Origin of the sequence: Bradyrhizobium sp. AUGA SZCCT0431 (assembly GCF_018131065.1) — a bacterium.
Taxonomy (GTDB): domain Bacteria; phylum Pseudomonadota; class Alphaproteobacteria; order Rhizobiales; family Xanthobacteraceae; genus Bradyrhizobium.
The window spans coordinates 1-15,906 of sequence record NZ_JAFCLR010000033.1 but is presented as its reverse complement, the minus strand read 5'-3'; the positions used below and the strand labels follow the sequence as shown (position 1 = coordinate 15,906).

Below are 15,906 nucleotides of genomic sequence, written 5' to 3'. Positions count from 1 at the left end.
ATGGTGGGCACGGCGCAAGTGCGCCTTTGCCCACCCTACGACAGCATTCAATCAATTCACCGAATTACTCACCATCACCTCGATCAGCTTGGTGCCGGGGCGGCCGATCGCTGACGACAGCACGGACTTCAACTGGCCGGGATCGGTGACGCGCATCGCTTCCAGCCCGAGCGATTTGGCGAGCCCGGTGAAATCCACCGGCGGATCGACGAAGTCCATGCCGACATAATGATCGTCGCCGTGGAAGGCGAGCAGGCGCTGCTTGATGATGCGGTAGCCGCCATTGTTGACGATCACGAAGGTCAGCGGCAGCTTGTGGTTCGCCGCGGTCCATAGCGACTGGATCGAATACATCGAGCTGCCGTCGCCGGAATAGCACACCACCGGGCGCTCCGGATTGGCGAGGCTGACGCCGACGGAAGCCGGCAGGCCCCAGCCGATGCCGCCCGAGGCCAGCGCGTGATAGCCGTAGCGGTCGCGGTGCGGCCGCAGCGCCAGGATTTGCCTCGACGACGTCAGGCCTTCGTCGACCAGGATCGCGTTGTCCGGCATCGCCTCAACCACCTGCAGCGCCAGCCAGTCCGGATCGATCGGCGATTTGGTGCTGGTCTTCGATATCTGTTCGATCAGCGGCTTCCGTTTCGCGGTCCAGTTCTTTGGCGCCAGCGCGGCCACACCCTGCTTCGCACGTGTCTCAAGCGCGCCGCCACCGGCCGCTTTCAGCGCCGGCACCAGCGCGCGCAGGGTTTCCTTCACATCAGCCTTGAGCGCGATCTCGGCGCCGTAGTTCTTGGCGAGATCCCAGTCGACCAGGCCGATCTGCACAATGCCAAGCCCATCGGGCAGCGGATCGACTTCGCTGTAGACCGACATCCGCAGCGGATCGGCGCCGAGCACGATCATCAGGTCGTACGGCGACAGCACTTCGCGAACCTGCTTTTGCAGGCGCGACAGCGCGCCCATGAAGCACGGGCTTTCCGACAGGAAGTGCGCGCCGTAGGGCGTCGAACACTGATAGGCCGGCGCGCCCAGCGCCTCCGCGAACTGCGCGGCTTCCTTCAGCGCGTCGCTCTTGACGATCTCGTCGCCGGTGATGATGACCGGCCGCTCGGCTTTGAGGATGCGCGCGACCAGCGCCTGCAGCGCTTCGTCCGATGGTTTGACGCGGGTATCGACGCGGGTGGAGCGGCCGAGCTCGATGCCGGCCTCGGCGTTGAGGATGTCGCCCGGCAGCGAGATGAACACCGGCCCGGTCGGCGGCGTGGTCGCGATCTTGGCGGCGCGGCGCACGATGCGCGGCAGATCCTCCAGCCGCGTCACCTCGACGGCCCATTTCACCAGCGGCTCCGCCATCTGCACCAGCGGGCCATACAGCACCGGCTCCATCAGCCCGTGGCCCTGCTCCTGCTGGCCCGCGGTCAGGATCATCGGCGTGCCGGTGAAGGCCGCGTTGAACAGCGAGCCCATTGCGTTGCCGAGCCCGGGCGCGACGTGGACGTTGCAGGCGACAAGCTTGCCCGAGGCGCGGCTGTAACCGTCGGCGATCGCGACCACCAGGCTCTCCTGCATCGCCATCACATAGGTGAGGTCAGGATGATCCTTCAGGGCGTGCATGATCGGCAGTTCGGTGGTGCCCGGATTGCCGAACAGATGCGTGATGCCCTCGTCCTTCAGCAGCGCGAGAAAGGCCGAGCGCCCGGTGATCTTGTTTTTCATATTCCCTCCTGCCCGCTGGTTCGTTGGCCTGCGGGGTGAAGACAGATGACCAAACTTGAGAGAGGCGCGCAATGGAGGCAGATCATAGCTGCCCTGCGCGGCCAGTGCCCCGGTCTCAATTTGAATGAACTATCGAAGTCGCTTCATAACAATCGAAACACATGAAGACGTAAATCATGCCACAGTCAGCAATGCAGATGTCGTCATTTATGGAATCCAGTTGGCCATAAAATGTCATCCTTCCGTGCCCGGCCGGACAATCTGGCCATTGTTCGTTTTGGAGGAATTGCGGCTCGCCGCCAAGCCGATGCCGCGTCCCGATTTCTTTGGAAGCCCATTTGAATTTTGGCAGGTTTCGAGCCTCATCAGTTAACGGCTCGGGGACCAATTGGATGGGAGGTATACTTTTCATACATCTTGCCCTCTAGAACATCAGTCGTAAGACGCACCCCGAGTTACTGGACTCGGCATCGCGCGAAGCGTTGCAGATCAGAACATCCCCTCGCGATCAATCCGCTTTTTCTTTTTCGAGCGCTGCCAGACCACGCCCGGATAACCTTTCAGCGGCACCAAGGGCTCGCCGGTGTAGGCCCACTCCTGCAGCTCCTCGATCGCGATGTGGTAGAGCGGCTGGCGGCCGGTGCGGCCGGTGAACAGCGCGCGCGGAATGTTGACCATGTGCGGCGAGCGCGGGCGTTCATAGGCGATCGGCGTGCCGCAACTGCTGCAGAAGCTGCGCGCGGTCCTGGTCGCCTTGTCTTCATAGCGCGTGATTGACGTCTTGCCCTTGGTGATGCGGAAGCGCTTGCGCCAGCTTCCGACATAGGTCGCGTAGGCCGCGCCATGCGCGCGGCGGCTCGACGGCGTATGATCGTGCCAGGCCCAGCGCGCCGGCACGTCGATCTCGAAGCAGACTTTGCCGCACAGGCATTGGCCGGCGGCGGGTTTGCCCACCGCCACTGGTTTTGCTTTTTTCTTTTCCGGTGCGTCGAGCTCGGGAAACATATCAAGTCCCCATATTTCGTCATTGCGAGGAGCGAAGCGACGAAGCAATCCATTCTTTCTTTACGCGGCGAGGTGGATTGCTTCCGCCTTCGCTCTTCGAGCTACGGCGGACAGGTCGCCTCGCTCGCAATGACGGTCACGCCTGCGCCAACTCGTCGTGCGCGGGGTAATCGGTGTAGCCGACGACATCGCCGCCATAGAAGGTCGCGCGGTTATAAGGCGTCAGCGGGAAGCCGCGTTGCAGGCGGCGCGGCAGATCCGGATTGGAGATGAATATCCGTCCGAACGCGATCGCGTCGGCATGGCCGGCCGCGATCGCGGCATTTGCGGTCTCGCCGGTGAAGCCGCCGGCCGTGATCAGCACGCCTTTCCAGATGGGGCGGAACAGCACCATCGCCGCAGGCACGTTCTGATGGTTGACCTCGGCGCGGCCGGCGCCGCTGGAGCGCGGCTCGATGAAATGCAGATAGGCGAGCCCGAGCGGATTGAGCGATTGCACGACATGCGTATAGAGTGGCATCGGGTCGGGCTCGCCGCTGCCATTGGCGATGCCGTACGGCGACAACCGCACGCCGACGCGGCTCGCGCCCCAGACCTCGACCACGGCCTCTGTCACTTCCATGAGGAAGCGCGTGCGGTTTTCGATTCCGCCGCCATATTGATCGGTGCGAAGATTGGTGTGCGACTGCAGGAACTGCTCGATCAGATAACCGTTGGCGCCATGGATCTCGACGCCGTCGAAGCCGGCGGCAAGCGCATTCTTCGCCGCCTGCCGGTAGGCATCGACCACGCCAGGGATTTCGGATGTCTCGAGCGCGCGCGGCGTCTCGTAGGTCACGGCTTTACCGTCGGCCGTCCCGGTCTTCAGATCGGGCGGGATCGCAACCGCCGAAGGCGCCACCGGCAGCACGCCACCGGGTTGGAACGAGGAATGCGAAACGCGGCCGACATGCCAGAGCTGCAGGAAGATCACGCCACCCTTGGCGTGAACGGCATCGACGACCTTTCGCCAACCTGCGATCTGCTGCTCGGTATAAATTCCGGGGACGCCGGGACTGCCAAAACCCGTCGCCATCACGGGCGAGGCTTCCGCAATCAGCAATCCGCCCGGCGTCGCGCGCTGGGCGTAATATTCCGCGTTCAGCGGCCGCGGCGCGAGGCTGGGCTTTTCCGCCCGCATCCGGGTCAGCGGCGCCAGGGCGAGACGATGTTTGAGCTGGTAGGGACCGATCTGCAGCGGGGAAAACAATGATGGGTAATTCATGCCGGTGTGGAACTCCAACTTATCCGTATTCATACGAGTATGTAACCGGTTCCGCTTGCCCGTAAAAGACTGGAGCAGCTTTTGTTTTGAAAGCGAAGCGGTAGCCCGCTCGAACCGATGTAGTGAGCAAGCATTTCATGCCGAAATCGAGTGCCAAATCGCTTCCTTCGCTCAGCGTTCGCATCGATCTGGATGCAAACGCCCGGATCGGGCCGGGCAAGATCCAGCTGCTGGAGAACATCCACACATGCGGCTCGATTTCGGCCGCCGGCCGCGCGATGGAGATGTCGTACAAGCGGGCGTGGGATCTGGTCGACGAGATCAACCGCATCTGCCGGCAGGCCGCCGTCGAACGGCAGACCGGCGGCAAGAACGGCGGCGGCGCGGTGCTGACGTCGTTCGGCATCTCGCTGGTCAAGCGCTACCGCAAGATCGAACGCAACGCCGCGAGCGCGGCGCGCAAGGAATTGCAGGCCCTGCGCAGCGAGATCGGCCGGAAGAAGCGGGCGGGGTGAGCGCAGTTCGCTCCAGCCGTCGTCCCGGCCTTGAGCCGGGACCCATACTCCGTGACGCTCATTGTTATAGAAGGCATCTAGCACCGACGCTCTCACCGATAGGCCGCGGCGTATGGGTCCCGGCCTTCGCCGGGACGACGACGATCTTCACTACCCCGTCTTGATCCAGACCGCCTTGACGTTGAGATACTCCTCAAGGTGCTGCTTGCCTGACTCGCGGCCGTAGCCGCTCATCTTGTAGCCGCCGAACGGCACCGCCGGATCCATCGCCTGGTAGCAATTGACCCAGACCGAGCCGGCGCGCAGCGATTTTGCAATTTGATGCGCCTTGCTGACATTGGTGGTCCAGACGCCGCTGCCCAATCCAAACGTGGTGGCGTTGGCGCGCGCGATCAGCTCGTCGGTGTCCTTGAACGAGATCGCCGAGATCACCGGGCCGAAGATTTCCTCCTGCGCGATCCGCATATTGTCCTGCACGTTGGCGAACACCGTCGGCGCCACGAAATAGCCCTTTGACAGCGCGCCCTCGGTCAGCGGCGCACCGCCGGTCAGCGCCTTGGCACCTTCCTGCTGGCCGATCGAGAGATAGCCGGAGACGCGCTTCATCTGTTCCGCCGACACCAGGGGTCCAATCTGGGTATTCGGATCGAGGCCGTTGCCGACCTGCAGCTTCCTGCCGAATTCGGCGACGCGGCCGACGAACTCGTCATAGATCTTGTGCTCGACGAACAGCCGCGTCCCCGCGCTGCAGATCTGGCCGGAATTGGCGAACACCGCCATCGCCGCACCCGGCACCGCCGCATCGAGGTCGGCGTCGGCGAACACGATATCAGGCGATTTGCCGCCGAGCTCCAGCGACACGCGCTTGAGGTTGCCGGCGGAGGCCCTGACGATGGCCTGCCCGGTCACATGCGAGCCGGTGAAGGCGACCTTGTCGACGCCGGAATGCGAGGACAGTGCCGCGCCCGCGGTCTCGCCATACCCAGGCACCACGTTGACGACGCCGGGCGGGATGCCGGCCTCCATGCAAAGTTCGGCCAGCCGCAGCGAGGTCAGCGGCGATTCCTCGGCCGGCTTCAGGATCACGGTGCAGCCGGTCGCGATCGCCGGACCGATCTTCCAGACGCTGGCGCTGAGCGGGCCGTTCCAGGGAATGATCGCACCGACGACGCCGACCGGCTCCTTCAGCGTGTAGGAGAAGATGTCGCCGGGCAGCGAGTTCTCGATGGTCTCGCCATGGAGCGCGGTCGCCTGGCCCGCATAGTACCTGAGCATGCCGAGCACGCGCAGCCGGTTGCCGCGGGTGCGGCTGATCGGCGCGCCCATGTCGAGCGTATCGAGCTGCGACAGCTCCTCGAAATTCTTCTCGACGAGATCGGCGAGCTTCAGCAGCAGGTTCTGCCGTTCGAACGGCTTGACCTTGCTCCACGGACCCTCGAAGGCGCGGCGGGCTGCCGCCACCGCGCGGTTGATGTCCTCGGCGTCGCCCTCGGCCACCGTGGCGAGCAGTTCGCCGGTCGCGGGATTATGGGTCTCGAACTTCTTGCCGGAGGCCGCATCAACCCATTGGCCGTCGATCAGCATCTTCTTGTAGGAACCATCCGCATAGGGGTGGCGCGTGATCGGAATTGCCTGTGATACAGCCATGTATTTACTCCCTTGGATCGATAGCCGTTCTTGTGATGCGTGAGATCGTTATATCTGGATAACTATATCGTTTGGCGCCGAACCGTAAAGCGGAACGAGCCTCCGGAAGCGGGACGGGAAATGAAGACCTGCCATGCCGGTTCGTGCATGGTCGATATTGTCCTGATGAAGATTAGCGCTGATAAGTAGTCTAACCCGATTTGTGTCCGGAGGAAGTCCGCATGCCCCACCCTGCCATGTCCACCAATCATGTCGCCGTGATCACCGGAGGCGCGTCCGGCATCGGCCTTGCGGCCGCGATGCGGTTCGCTGGCCTCGGCATGAAGGTTTGTATCGCCGATATCGGCGCCGCGCGGCTGGTGGAGGCTGCCACAAAACTGTCGTCTGCCGCCAAGGGTGGCGACGCAGATGTCATGACCGCCGAGGTCGATGTCAGCCGGTTTGAGGACGTCGCCAAGCTCGAAGCTGCGGTCCAGAAACGGTTCGGCGGCACCGACATCCTGATGAACAATGCCGGCATCGGCCCCGACAGTAACAGCTTCGGGCCGCTGGAGAACTGGCAGCGCATTCTGAACGTCAACCTCTGGGGCATCATCCATGGCACCCAGGTTTTCGCGCCGCACATGATCGAACGCGGCCGGCCCGGGCTCATCATCAACACCGGCTCCAAGCAAGGCATTACAACGCCGCCCGGCAATCCCGCTTACAATGTCTCCAAAGCCGGCGTGAAGGCGCTGACCGAGGCGTTGCAGCATGAGCTGCGCAACACCGAGGGCTGCCAGATCAGCGCGCACCTGATGATCCCCGGTCACGTCTTCACCGCCCTCACCTCCCGCGGCCGCACCGAGAAACCTGATGGCGCCTGGACGCCCGAGCAGACCATCGACTTCATGATTGAACGCATCGATGCCGGCGACTTCTATATCCTCTGCCCTGACAATGACGTGCCGCGGCAACTCGACGAACGGCGCATGCTGTGGGCCGCCGGCGACATCGTCGAAAACCGCCCGGCGCTGTCGCGCTGGCACAAGGATTATGCGGAAGCGTTTGCGCGGTTTGTGAAGGGCAGTTAATGCGACCTCCGCCGTCGTCCCGGCCTTGAGCCGGGACCCATACCGCGTGATACTCATTGTTGCAGAAGGTATTTGACACTTGCGTTCTCACCGATGAGCCGCGGCGTATGGGTCCCGGCTCAAGGCCGGGACGACGGTAGTGTTTGTCGTTGCACCATCACCCAAACGCACTTTTGCATTCTCGCGACGCATGGCGCCCGAGCTTTGCCAGAAATTTCCCGCCCTCGAAAACAGAGGGCGCAGGGAAGACCGGGTGCGCGCTGCACCCGCGGTCTCGTGTGCGGTTTGCACAAAACAAGGTGCACACGAGCATACAGGGCAGCGGAGAGCATCCGGCCTTCCCTGCGCAATGGCTTTACGGCTTATATCGAGCTCTCCCTGGTGAACGGGCTTTCTTGCCACCATCATCCCTGATCAGCGTTTGGCTTCTCAGGAACTTGACGCCAGCAACGGGGCGCCAGGACCACACGACTTCGCCGTACGCCTCTGTCGCGTTACGTCTTCGCAACATCGGCGTCCACCGCAACCCGTCCAACGTCCGTGACGACGGCCGACGCCCTTCTGAGTGGGACGGGATGGGCAGATATATGCCCCTGATTTGGCTTCTGGAAAAGCGAAATATTTTTTGTTTCGGGGCTTGACGCCATTTCTGTAAATCAGAATTGATTTGCCCGTCGGGTCGTTTTGTCGCACTTAACCGTCATTGCGAGCGAAGCGAAGCAATCCATAGCGCCGCTGAGGAAGTATGGATTGCTTCGCGGAGCCTGTCATCGGGCGCGCATTCGCGCGACCCGTTGGCTCGCAATGACGAGGAGGAGGACATCCAAATTAAACTGTCATTCCCCGATGCGCAATTGCGCATCTGAGGGCTCGCGAAGCGAGAACCCGGAATCACGAGTTGGGACGTCGCGCACTTACCTGACCAAGCCTTAAGTGGTAAGCATGACGGGCCAACTCGCACGGGAGCAGGTTGTGAAAGCATTCGGTCTGGCTGTCATGCTGGGCGTCATGGTGACGCTGTCGCCAGCGCGCGCGCTTGAGGTGAGCGGCACTTCCGGCTTTCTCGGGGAATGGGAAGTGACTGCCACCGTCACGGAAACGGCATCCGGCCGCATCAGGGACTACCGTGGCCCGCTCGTGCTGAAGCATATTGGGCTGTGCACCCAGGATGGCCCGGTGGAGAAAAAGGGCGAAATGCGCCTGCAGATTTCGGCTTCGTCGCAATTGAACGCGACATTGTCGATGCCGGGCACCGAATGCACGGCCAGCGGACCATTGTCCGATGGCTACACCGGCACCATGACCTGCTCCGATAAGCAGATCATTCCGCTCAGGTTGCGGGTGAAATAATCAAGGCGGACGCCACTGCCTTAGCCGCCGGTTATGCCGGCGACACGCAGGCCTGCGGTGAACCGGTCGATGAAGCCCTGATCATTGCAGAAGAAGAGTTCCTGCCGCGCGGTATCCGTTCTGTAGCCCGGCTTGCGTTGCAGCAGTTCAGCGGCCACCGCTTCGGCCTGCGCCTTCTCGCCGAGACGGCCGAGCGAGGCCGCCAGTGTTGCAAACGCCCGATACGTGGCATTGGGCTGCCGGGTTGCCCTGCGGGCAAACTCGACGGCGATGTCGTATTCACCGAGCGAGAAATGCGCCCAGGAGCGCACGTGGTGGAAACTCCATAGATGGCTGTCGCGCGGACTGAGCATGGTCGCTCGATCGAGCAGCGTTTCCGCTTCGATCTCCCGCCCGTACCACAGTAGATTGAACCCTTGCGCAAAATATCCTTGCGCAAAGCTTGGATTGAGTTCCAGCGACAGGTCGATCGCCGCCAGCGCTTCATCATTCTGACGGGTCAGGCACAGCGCGCGGCCGAGGGCGCAGTGACAAAAACAATCAAGGTCGTCGAGCGCCACGGAGACACGCGCCTGGCGCAACGCCGTCTCCAGCCGCGCCTTGCGATCCCTGGGATCGTCATACAGCGAGCGCTGAACATTGACGTAAGCGAGCGCGCCATGGCCGCGGGCGAAATCCGGATCGGCTTCGAGCGCGCGCCTAAAATAGGCCTCCGCCTGGTCAAACCCCGGTGTGGTAAATCGCCATAGATTCCATAAGCCGCGCTGGTAGCAATCCCAGGCATCCAGGCTTTCCGGCGCCTTGCGGGCAGCCAGTTGCTGCTCCACCTTCGACAGCTCCGGTTCAATCGTGGCCGCGATCTGCCGCGCCATCTCCTCCTGGATATCGAAAATATTCTCGAGCTGAAGGTCGTATTTGTCGGACCAAAGCTGTTTTCCGTCCGCAGCCCGGGCCAGTTCCGCCGTGATCCTGACCGCGTCGCGACTCTTGCGAACGCTGCCGGACATCACATAACTGACGCCGAGCTGGGCACCGACCTCACGGGCATCGACCACGCGCCCCCCGAATCCGACCGTGGAGTGGCGCGAGATCACGGAAAGCCAGCGATTGCGGGCCAGCAGGCGGATGATGTCTTCGGTCAAGCCGTAGCTGAAATAGTCGTTCTCCGGGTCATTCGACATGTTGCCAAACGGCAGCACCGCGATCGACGATCGCGTGACGGCTTCCGCCTTCACCGCTTCCGAGACGACATCGTCGAGATGAGACACGTCGGTGGAAATCGAGACCCGCGCGGGAACGACACCCGCCGCAGCGGTATCGTCAGGCGCAAGCCGGACCGCATCGGCATCCGACGCTGCGACCGCCTGAACATCGCCGACGAACCGGAAGCCACGCCGGTGCAGCGTCCTGATAAAAAGCTGATCCGTTCCGTTGTCGCCAAGCACGCGCCTGGCGCCATTGATGCGGCTGGAGAACGCGGCTTCCGAGATCACCCGGCCATTCCAGACCGTGTCGATCAACTCATCCTTGCTGACGACCCGGTCATGGTTGCGCACCAGATGGACGATGACATCGAAGACCTGAGGCTCGATGTGGACGGACACGCCCTCGCGGCGCAGCTCGTGTTGGCCAAGGTCGATCTCGAAATTGGAAAATCGGTATCTCATTACCACCTCGGCGGAGGCCACGCCACAATCCTCAGCGTTGCAGATCGAAATCAACCTCTGGCGGAGGAAAAACCAACGTCTCCTGAAGGAGTCCGCCAAGCGTGAGGGCGCATCTCAATTTACAGACGGGTCAATGATCATACAACCGGAGATGCCACATGATCGGCTCGTCTGATTTCCACGCTTACGGATATTCCGCCAGACGGCCCGTTGCCGTACGGCAACGCGGCCAGCATCATGCAATGCGGGCGCTTGCGCCGTTCCAGTCCACGACGGCGCCAACCCTGCTGAGGAAGATCCTCGTCCTGGCCGCGCGCCTGAGGCGATTCCTCAATGGCCAGGTGGCGGCCGCGATCGCCCACCATGAGCGAGAGGCCGCGTCATTCGCGCAGCGAAAGCTCGATCAACGCCGACCGGACCAGACGCGCATCTACTGCGGCCCGATCGACCAGGTCCTGGCAGCAGCGAGGCAGCGCAAGCGCGCCGCCTGAACCGGCTTGAACGAAGCGATTTCCGAGCAACTGCATATTTTGAGGAGACTGAAGATGTCGATTACGATGCAAACGGGTATGCCTCCCGCCATCCCTTCCTTTGCGATGAGAATGCTCGCCCTCTGTTACGGCGGCTTCGCCTATCTGATTTTCCTCGGCACTTTCCTGTACGCAGTCGGCTTCGTCTCGCGACTGATCGTCCCCAAGACCATCAACACCGGCCCGACCTCTTCGCTGTCGACGGCGTTGCTGATCAACCTGATCCTGATGTCGATCTTCGCCGTGCAGCACAGCGGGATGGCGCGGCAGGGCTTCAAAAGACTGTTCGCGCGCTTCGCCTCACCGGCGATCGAGCGCTCTACCTACGTCCTGCTCGCCAGCCTCAGCCTGATCCTGCTGTTCTGGCAATGGCAGCCGATGCCGGCGGTGGTCTGGAACATCGAAGGGCCCGTCTTCGCCGGCGTCGTGATCGCGATCGGCTTTATGGGCTGGCTTATCGTGCTCTACAGCACCTTCCTGATCAGCCATTTCGAGCTGTTCGGATTGACGCAGGTGGTGGCGCATTTCGCCGGACGCATGACCGCGCCCATCGCGTTCAGGACGCCGGGGCTGTATCGCCTGATCCGGCATCCGATCTATCTCGGCTTTATCATCGCCTTCTGGTCAACGCCTGTCATGACGCTGGGGCACTTGCTGTTCGCGTCAGTGACGACGGCCTACATCTTCGTCGGCATCTGGCTGGAAGAGCGCGACCTGGTCGCATTCTTCGGCGACGAATATCGCAAATATCGCGACCAGGTCGCCATGCTGCTGCCGGGCCTGTTCTGAGCCAGACGAGCGAACGCGCCATGCATCAGTCGGAACGGCCTGCCGATGGCCCGGCGGGCCGTTCGCGTTGTCAGAGAAGAACGACGACGCTCAAAGCGTCTCTTGCTTGTGGCCGCATTGCTTGCAGGCGAATTTGACGCGGGTGGCGCCCTTTTCGGCCTGCAGGCGGTTTGGCGCGCCACATTTGCCGCAAGTCGTCTCGATCCGCGTATTGCCCTGCTTGATGGTCAGGTTTCTCTTTTCCATGGTCTCGCGGATCAGGCGCTCGGCCTCCTCGCGCATCGCTTGCTTGTCCATCAGCCGCACCTGTCATGAAGAACGCTTGCCGCGTAAGATGTCAGGCACCTAACACATTTAGATGTCGGCCGTCACGCCGCTTCCGGCGTCAATGCGAGGATGCGCCGCACCAGCGCGAGCGCGGTTTCGGTGGCGGGATCGGCGGAAATGACGGGAACGGCCAGCACCAGCAGATCGACCGGTTCGTGCGACAAAATAATCACATGCGTGGCATTGCCGGCCTTCATCAGCGACATCAACCGTTCGACCGCGGGATCCGCCGCGGCAAGGCCCCATGGCGCTTCGGGACGGCGCAACACCCGGCGCGTCGACAGCAGGTTCCGCAACAATGGCGGATCGTAGGCGGCAAGATCGCTTTCGCGAAGGCGCCGGGCGCTTTCGAACATCGGATGGCGCGCCAGTTCCGCGATCAATTCGTCGCGGGTACGGGCACTTGACGCCGCCACGGAATTCAAAACACCCGGCACCTGGGCTTCGAACAACGCACGCAACGTGTCGGTCATCAGGCCGATCGTCAGCACGCCCGCAATCGCGATCGCGCAAAAGCGCATGATTTGCGCGGCATCGACATCCGGCGACACGCAAGCGGCTGCCGCACCAAGCAATGCGGAACTCACCAGCCGCAGCGCCGTCATCAGGATACCCTGCCGCCGCGTCTCGGTGCCGCCGCCTGCGATCAGCACGGCGGTGACGACCAATAGCGCGCCGAGCGCACCTAGCCGGACCGGCATATAAGGCGCCAGCGCCTGATAATCCGTGACGATGAAGGGGATCACGATCAGCGCGCCGGCCGCGAGCCGGCCGATGCTGCGGTTTTCGGAAGCCAGCAGCGAGGTACGGTCCCGCGTCGCCAACAGCCACGCGCAAATGGCAAATCCCGCAAGCTGGAATATCGCCAGCGCGATCGCATAAGGCCTCGTGTAGCTCTCCAGCCCGAACACGCCGCCGAGACCGATCACGACGGCGCCCGCCAATGCCGCGATCTTGGCCGCCCGCGGCGCGTGACGCCGCAAAATGCCTTCGGTGACAATGAGCGCGCCGAGCGGCAGCAGGGCTGCCGGAATAAGCGACAGCCGATCAAGCAGCGCGCTGCCGGTCCACCATGCAACGCCGCGTGTGAAGAACAACAGCGCGACCACGCCGAGCAGCAAGAGCAGGCGCAGGGTCAGTGGGCTCCTGGGATCGCGCCGGTAGAGCGCGAACATCGCGACGCAAAGCCCGAGCGCGCCGCAGAGATTGACGATGGAATCGGCGATCACGCCTGATGACATCGGGCTCATCGGCCGCTCCCTCGCGGCCGCAGGGTGCCGAATGCGCGCGTGTCGTCCATCCAGTGCATCACAGGCAGCACCAGGCGTTGCAGCGCCAGCACGGCGGATGCCGCCAGCAGCGCCGGCATCGAGCCGGCCGGCACCTCGCGCTGCAGATAACGCCGCGCGCCGGCGAGATCGACGCGGCCGAGCTGAAGCACGTCGTCGCCCCTGGCGTAATCGAGTTCGCGCAGGCAGAACGCGTTGTATCTCTCATCGCGATGCTTTGGCGCGACGTCGTAGGTCTTCTTGAGCGCGTCCGATCCACCGGTATAGGCGTCAGTGATGACGAAGCGCCCCTCGTCGAAGCCGGCCTCGTCGCCGACGCCGAACACCGCGCGATGGTGCCGCATGATGCCGCGCGCCAGTTGCAGATGGGCAAAGCTCTGCCGCGCGCTGGCATCGGCCGCGGGGTACACATCCGAAAACGTGTCGCAGACCATGCCGAACACGGAAGGCACCTGCGTGACGTTCGATATCCATTTGGGACGAAAACCGTCGCGGGCGAACAGCACCAGCGTGGTCAGGCCGTACAGAACCCAGGACAGCCCCTGCCCCTGCACGTCGGGGTCGACCATCACGAGGCCGAGATGGGTGACCTCCTGCGGCTCGCCGTCGAGCTCGACGGACATCACCGACAGCGCGTTGAAGGCGATCGGGCGACCGGTGGCTTCTTCGCGGATCAACGTGACGATGGCGCGCGACAGGCGTTCGCGTTCGCCGGAGAAGATGCCGTAGGTGAGGCTGCCGGCCGGCAGGGTCTTGCCGGCGATGGTGCGCAGATCTGCGACCAGTGCGTCGAGGTCTTGCTGCGACAGTGAAAGCCCGGGGCTTTCGACGATCCGCGTCTGCAGGCCGGTATGGGTGCGCAAGGTGAGATCGATGGTTTCCTGCGAGAACGCCTTCAGCCAGAACGCCGCGTAGCCGGGCAGACGTCCGGCTGCAGCGCGGAGCTGCCCGAAACCATGACGGATCGCCGAATTGCCGCTCCAGAAAGACGCCATGCCACCTGCCCGCACCCGACCGGTTTGTGCGCCAAAGCCCATTAACAAGCCCGTTAAGGAGCCATGAGCGCCGCACGTTGCGGTGGCGAGAGGGTAAACGATGTGTTCGCGGCGTCAAACAATCCGCAAGGAAGACATCAAGGCAGACATCGAGGCAGACATCGTGCCGGACAGACAAACGGCGGATGCCGAGGCACCCGCCGTCTGCCTTCGCCAGCCACGGCGCTCAGGTTACGTGGACCGATTACGTGGATTTGGAAACTTCCATCAGCAGCCGCTCGGCCTTGGCGTCTTCGAGACGGTTCACCATCCGGTCGCTTTCGTGCATGTCGCGCACGGTCTTGGTCAGGGTGATGCAGCACTGCACGAGCATCAGGATGCCCATCGTTAGATAGCCCTTGATCCAGAGATCGACGGGCAGGAAGTAGACGCCGACGGCGACCATGAAGGCCGAGGCCGCGAACGAGACGTAGGTGAAGGTGACCCACGCGTTGCTGTGGTGTTGGACATTCTGGTTCATGGCGCCATCCTGCTGATGCGGTTGAAATGAAGGACCGGTCCCGGCCCGGTGACGTGAATCCCGTTGCGGAACCTCCGCCACCGACTCCTGCGCCCGCGCCAGTTAAGGAGATATGATCAAAGCACCCTCAGGTTGCGCAAGGGTAAACGATACATTGAGCGGCCATTTCAAATGATTCACGACCGGGAACCGCTGACGTCGCCGGGCCGGGTTTTTTGAGCGTTATAGTCGTGCGCAAGCAACGAGCACAGGCCCATACAAAATGCTCCGCCGAGCCCGAACGGCACCGACATGTCCTGCGGCATCGGTCCAAGCAGCGCGCGCGGCAGCACCATGGCCGCCGTCGTGCCGACCAGCGCCGTCAAGGGCGCTCTCAGCAGAAGTGGGATCGCCCGAGCCAGCTGTCCGTCTAGGACCCCCACGATCGCCGATACCGGAAAGGTGACAAGAATCAACAGCACCGCGAAGAAGAGGACGAAGCTCTCAAAGGGCATTCCAACCGCGACCCAGGTCGTGAGGACGACCGACAGCGGACCCAATAGCAGGAACACCAGCGTTCGATTCATTGAAGTCAGCCCTTCATTGCAGATGGCTACGGCCATATTCGTGCGACAGCACGGAGCATACGCCTGTGCAGCAGGCGCCGAAGGCAGCGATCGCGATCAGTCGATGCAGCGACGGCAGCACTATGCTTCTTCCCAGATGGTTCGACACATAGAGCTCAAGCCCAAGGACAACTCCCACAGAGGCGGCTGCACCGACGATGGCGATCGTGGGCACCCTCAACCAAACGGGTACGCCATGGGCCAGCATGCCATCAACAGGTCCGCTGATCATGCATACCATCAGGGTGAAGAAAAACGCTAATGGGACGCCGTAGAGGTCGCGGTATCCCTCGCCCACAAGGTAAAACGCCAGGAGGACGCCGAACACGGGGCCCAGCAACACAAACATGAGCGCTCTTCGCGGCGACGCCGGATGCCCACGGCCGTCATCGCTTTCAGGGGGATGCGTGGAAGGCATGAGCATTCCCTTTGAATTGCTTTGCCTGGTAGCGTCACTGGTCGAGCGCCTGTACGCCCCGCAAAGCGAAAGGCGGACGCCGGACGGATCAAACCTGCGCACGGCGATCCTGCGCAAGCAACGAGCACAGGCCCATACAAAATGCTCCGCCGAGCCCGAACGGCACCGACATGTCCTGCGGCATCGGTCCAAGCAG

General features: G+C 62.7%; 16 protein-coding genes. 5 read left to right on the top strand and 11 right to left on the bottom strand.

Annotated features, from left to right (window positions below; all coding sequences use genetic code 11):
• Window positions 1-51: 51 nt before the first annotated feature.
• From JQ567_RS27190 to JQ567_RS27175, 3 genes are all read right to left on the bottom strand, one after another.
• Entirely contained in the window at window positions 52-1,716 is a 1,665-nt protein-coding gene (locus JQ567_RS27190) for a thiamine pyrophosphate-binding protein (protein WP_212441658.1), read from the bottom strand.
• A gap of 489 nt (window positions 1,717-2,205) precedes the next feature.
• Window positions 2,206-2,721 (bottom strand): GFA family protein, encoded by a 516-nt coding sequence (locus JQ567_RS27180; protein ID WP_249165746.1) that lies wholly within the window; start codon window positions 2,719-2,721, stop codon window positions 2,206-2,208.
• 136 nt (window positions 2,722-2,857) lie between these two features.
• Window positions 2,858-3,985, bottom strand: a complete 1,128-nt coding sequence (locus tag JQ567_RS27175; RefSeq protein ID WP_212441656.1) for an alkene reductase — start codon at window positions 3,983-3,985, stop codon at window positions 2,858-2,860.
• Window positions 3,986-4,122: 137 nt separating this feature from the next.
• On the opposite strand from JQ567_RS27175, the gene JQ567_RS27170 reads away from it, so the two are divergent.
• Window positions 4,123-4,500 carry a winged helix-turn-helix domain-containing protein gene (locus tag JQ567_RS27170; RefSeq protein WP_212262959.1) on the top strand — a complete coding sequence of 126 codons (378 nt, stop codon included), beginning with the start codon at window positions 4,123-4,125 and terminating at the stop codon, window positions 4,498-4,500.
• 150 nt (window positions 4,501-4,650) lie between these two features.
• Here JQ567_RS27170 and JQ567_RS27165 read toward each other — a convergent pair whose 3' ends face one another.
• Window positions 4,651-6,147 carry an aldehyde dehydrogenase family protein gene (locus JQ567_RS27165; RefSeq protein WP_212441655.1) on the bottom strand — a complete coding sequence of 499 codons (1,497 nt, stop codon included), beginning with the start codon at window positions 6,145-6,147 and terminating at the stop codon, window positions 4,651-4,653.
• 221 nt (window positions 6,148-6,368) lie between these two features.
• Between JQ567_RS27165 and JQ567_RS27160 the strand changes: the two genes are divergently transcribed.
• Entirely contained in the window at window positions 6,369-7,220 is an 852-nt protein-coding gene (locus JQ567_RS27160; protein ID WP_212441654.1) for an SDR family oxidoreductase, read from the top strand.
• A gap of 972 nt (window positions 7,221-8,192) precedes the next feature.
• Complete coding sequence (locus JQ567_RS27155; protein ID WP_212441653.1) at window positions 8,193-8,570, top strand: hypothetical protein; 378 nt, start codon at window positions 8,193-8,195, stop codon at window positions 8,568-8,570.
• A gap of 20 nt (window positions 8,571-8,590) precedes the next feature.
• Here the strand turns inward: JQ567_RS27155 and JQ567_RS27150 are convergent, their stop codons facing one another.
• Window positions 8,591-10,237, bottom strand: a complete 1,647-nt coding sequence (locus JQ567_RS27150; RefSeq protein ID WP_212441652.1) for a winged helix-turn-helix domain-containing tetratricopeptide repeat protein — start codon at window positions 10,235-10,237, stop codon at window positions 8,591-8,593.
• A 158-nt stretch (window positions 10,238-10,395) separates the two neighbouring features.
• Here JQ567_RS27150 and JQ567_RS27145 point away from each other — a divergent pair, with 158 nt between their 5' ends.
• Window positions 10,396-10,728 carry a hypothetical protein gene (locus JQ567_RS27145; protein ID WP_212441651.1) on the top strand — a complete coding sequence of 111 codons (333 nt, stop codon included), beginning with the start codon at window positions 10,396-10,398 and terminating at the stop codon, window positions 10,726-10,728.
• A gap of 105 nt (window positions 10,729-10,833) precedes the next feature.
• Complete coding sequence (gene mddA / locus JQ567_RS27140; RefSeq protein ID WP_409363634.1) at window positions 10,834-11,556, top strand: methanethiol S-methyltransferase; 723 nt, start codon at window positions 10,834-10,836, stop codon at window positions 11,554-11,556.
• 90 nt (window positions 11,557-11,646) lie between these two features.
• On the opposite strand, the gene JQ567_RS27135 is transcribed toward mddA, so the two are convergent.
• From JQ567_RS27135 to JQ567_RS27110, 6 genes are all read right to left on the bottom strand, one after another.
• Window positions 11,647-11,853, bottom strand: coding sequence for a hypothetical protein (locus tag JQ567_RS27135; RefSeq protein WP_192740350.1), 207 nt, complete (start codon window positions 11,851-11,853; stop codon window positions 11,647-11,649).
• 71 nt (window positions 11,854-11,924) lie between these two features.
• A complete protein-coding gene (locus JQ567_RS27130) occupies window positions 11,925-13,124 on the bottom strand; it encodes a hypothetical protein (protein ID WP_212441715.1) in 1,200 nt (399 codons plus the stop codon).
• 5 nt (window positions 13,125-13,129) lie between these two features.
• Window positions 13,130-14,167, bottom strand: coding sequence for a hypothetical protein (locus tag JQ567_RS27125; protein WP_212441650.1), 1,038 nt, complete (start codon window positions 14,165-14,167; stop codon window positions 13,130-13,132).
• A 244-nt stretch (window positions 14,168-14,411) separates the two neighbouring features.
• The gene (locus JQ567_RS27120) at window positions 14,412-14,687 is read right to left on the bottom strand and encodes a YiaA/YiaB family inner membrane protein (RefSeq protein WP_212441649.1); all 276 of its coding nucleotides are present in this window, start codon (window positions 14,685-14,687) and stop codon (window positions 14,412-14,414) included.
• A gap of 176 nt (window positions 14,688-14,863) precedes the next feature.
• Window positions 14,864-15,253: a hypothetical protein gene (locus tag JQ567_RS27115; protein WP_212441648.1), complete on the bottom strand. Its 390-nt coding sequence runs from the start codon at window positions 15,251-15,253 to the stop codon at window positions 14,864-14,866.
• A gap of 13 nt (window positions 15,254-15,266) precedes the next feature.
• Window positions 15,267-15,641, bottom strand: a complete 375-nt coding sequence (locus JQ567_RS27110; protein WP_212441647.1) for a hypothetical protein — start codon at window positions 15,639-15,641, stop codon at window positions 15,267-15,269.
• Between the last annotated feature and the right edge of the window lie 265 nt (window positions 15,642-15,906).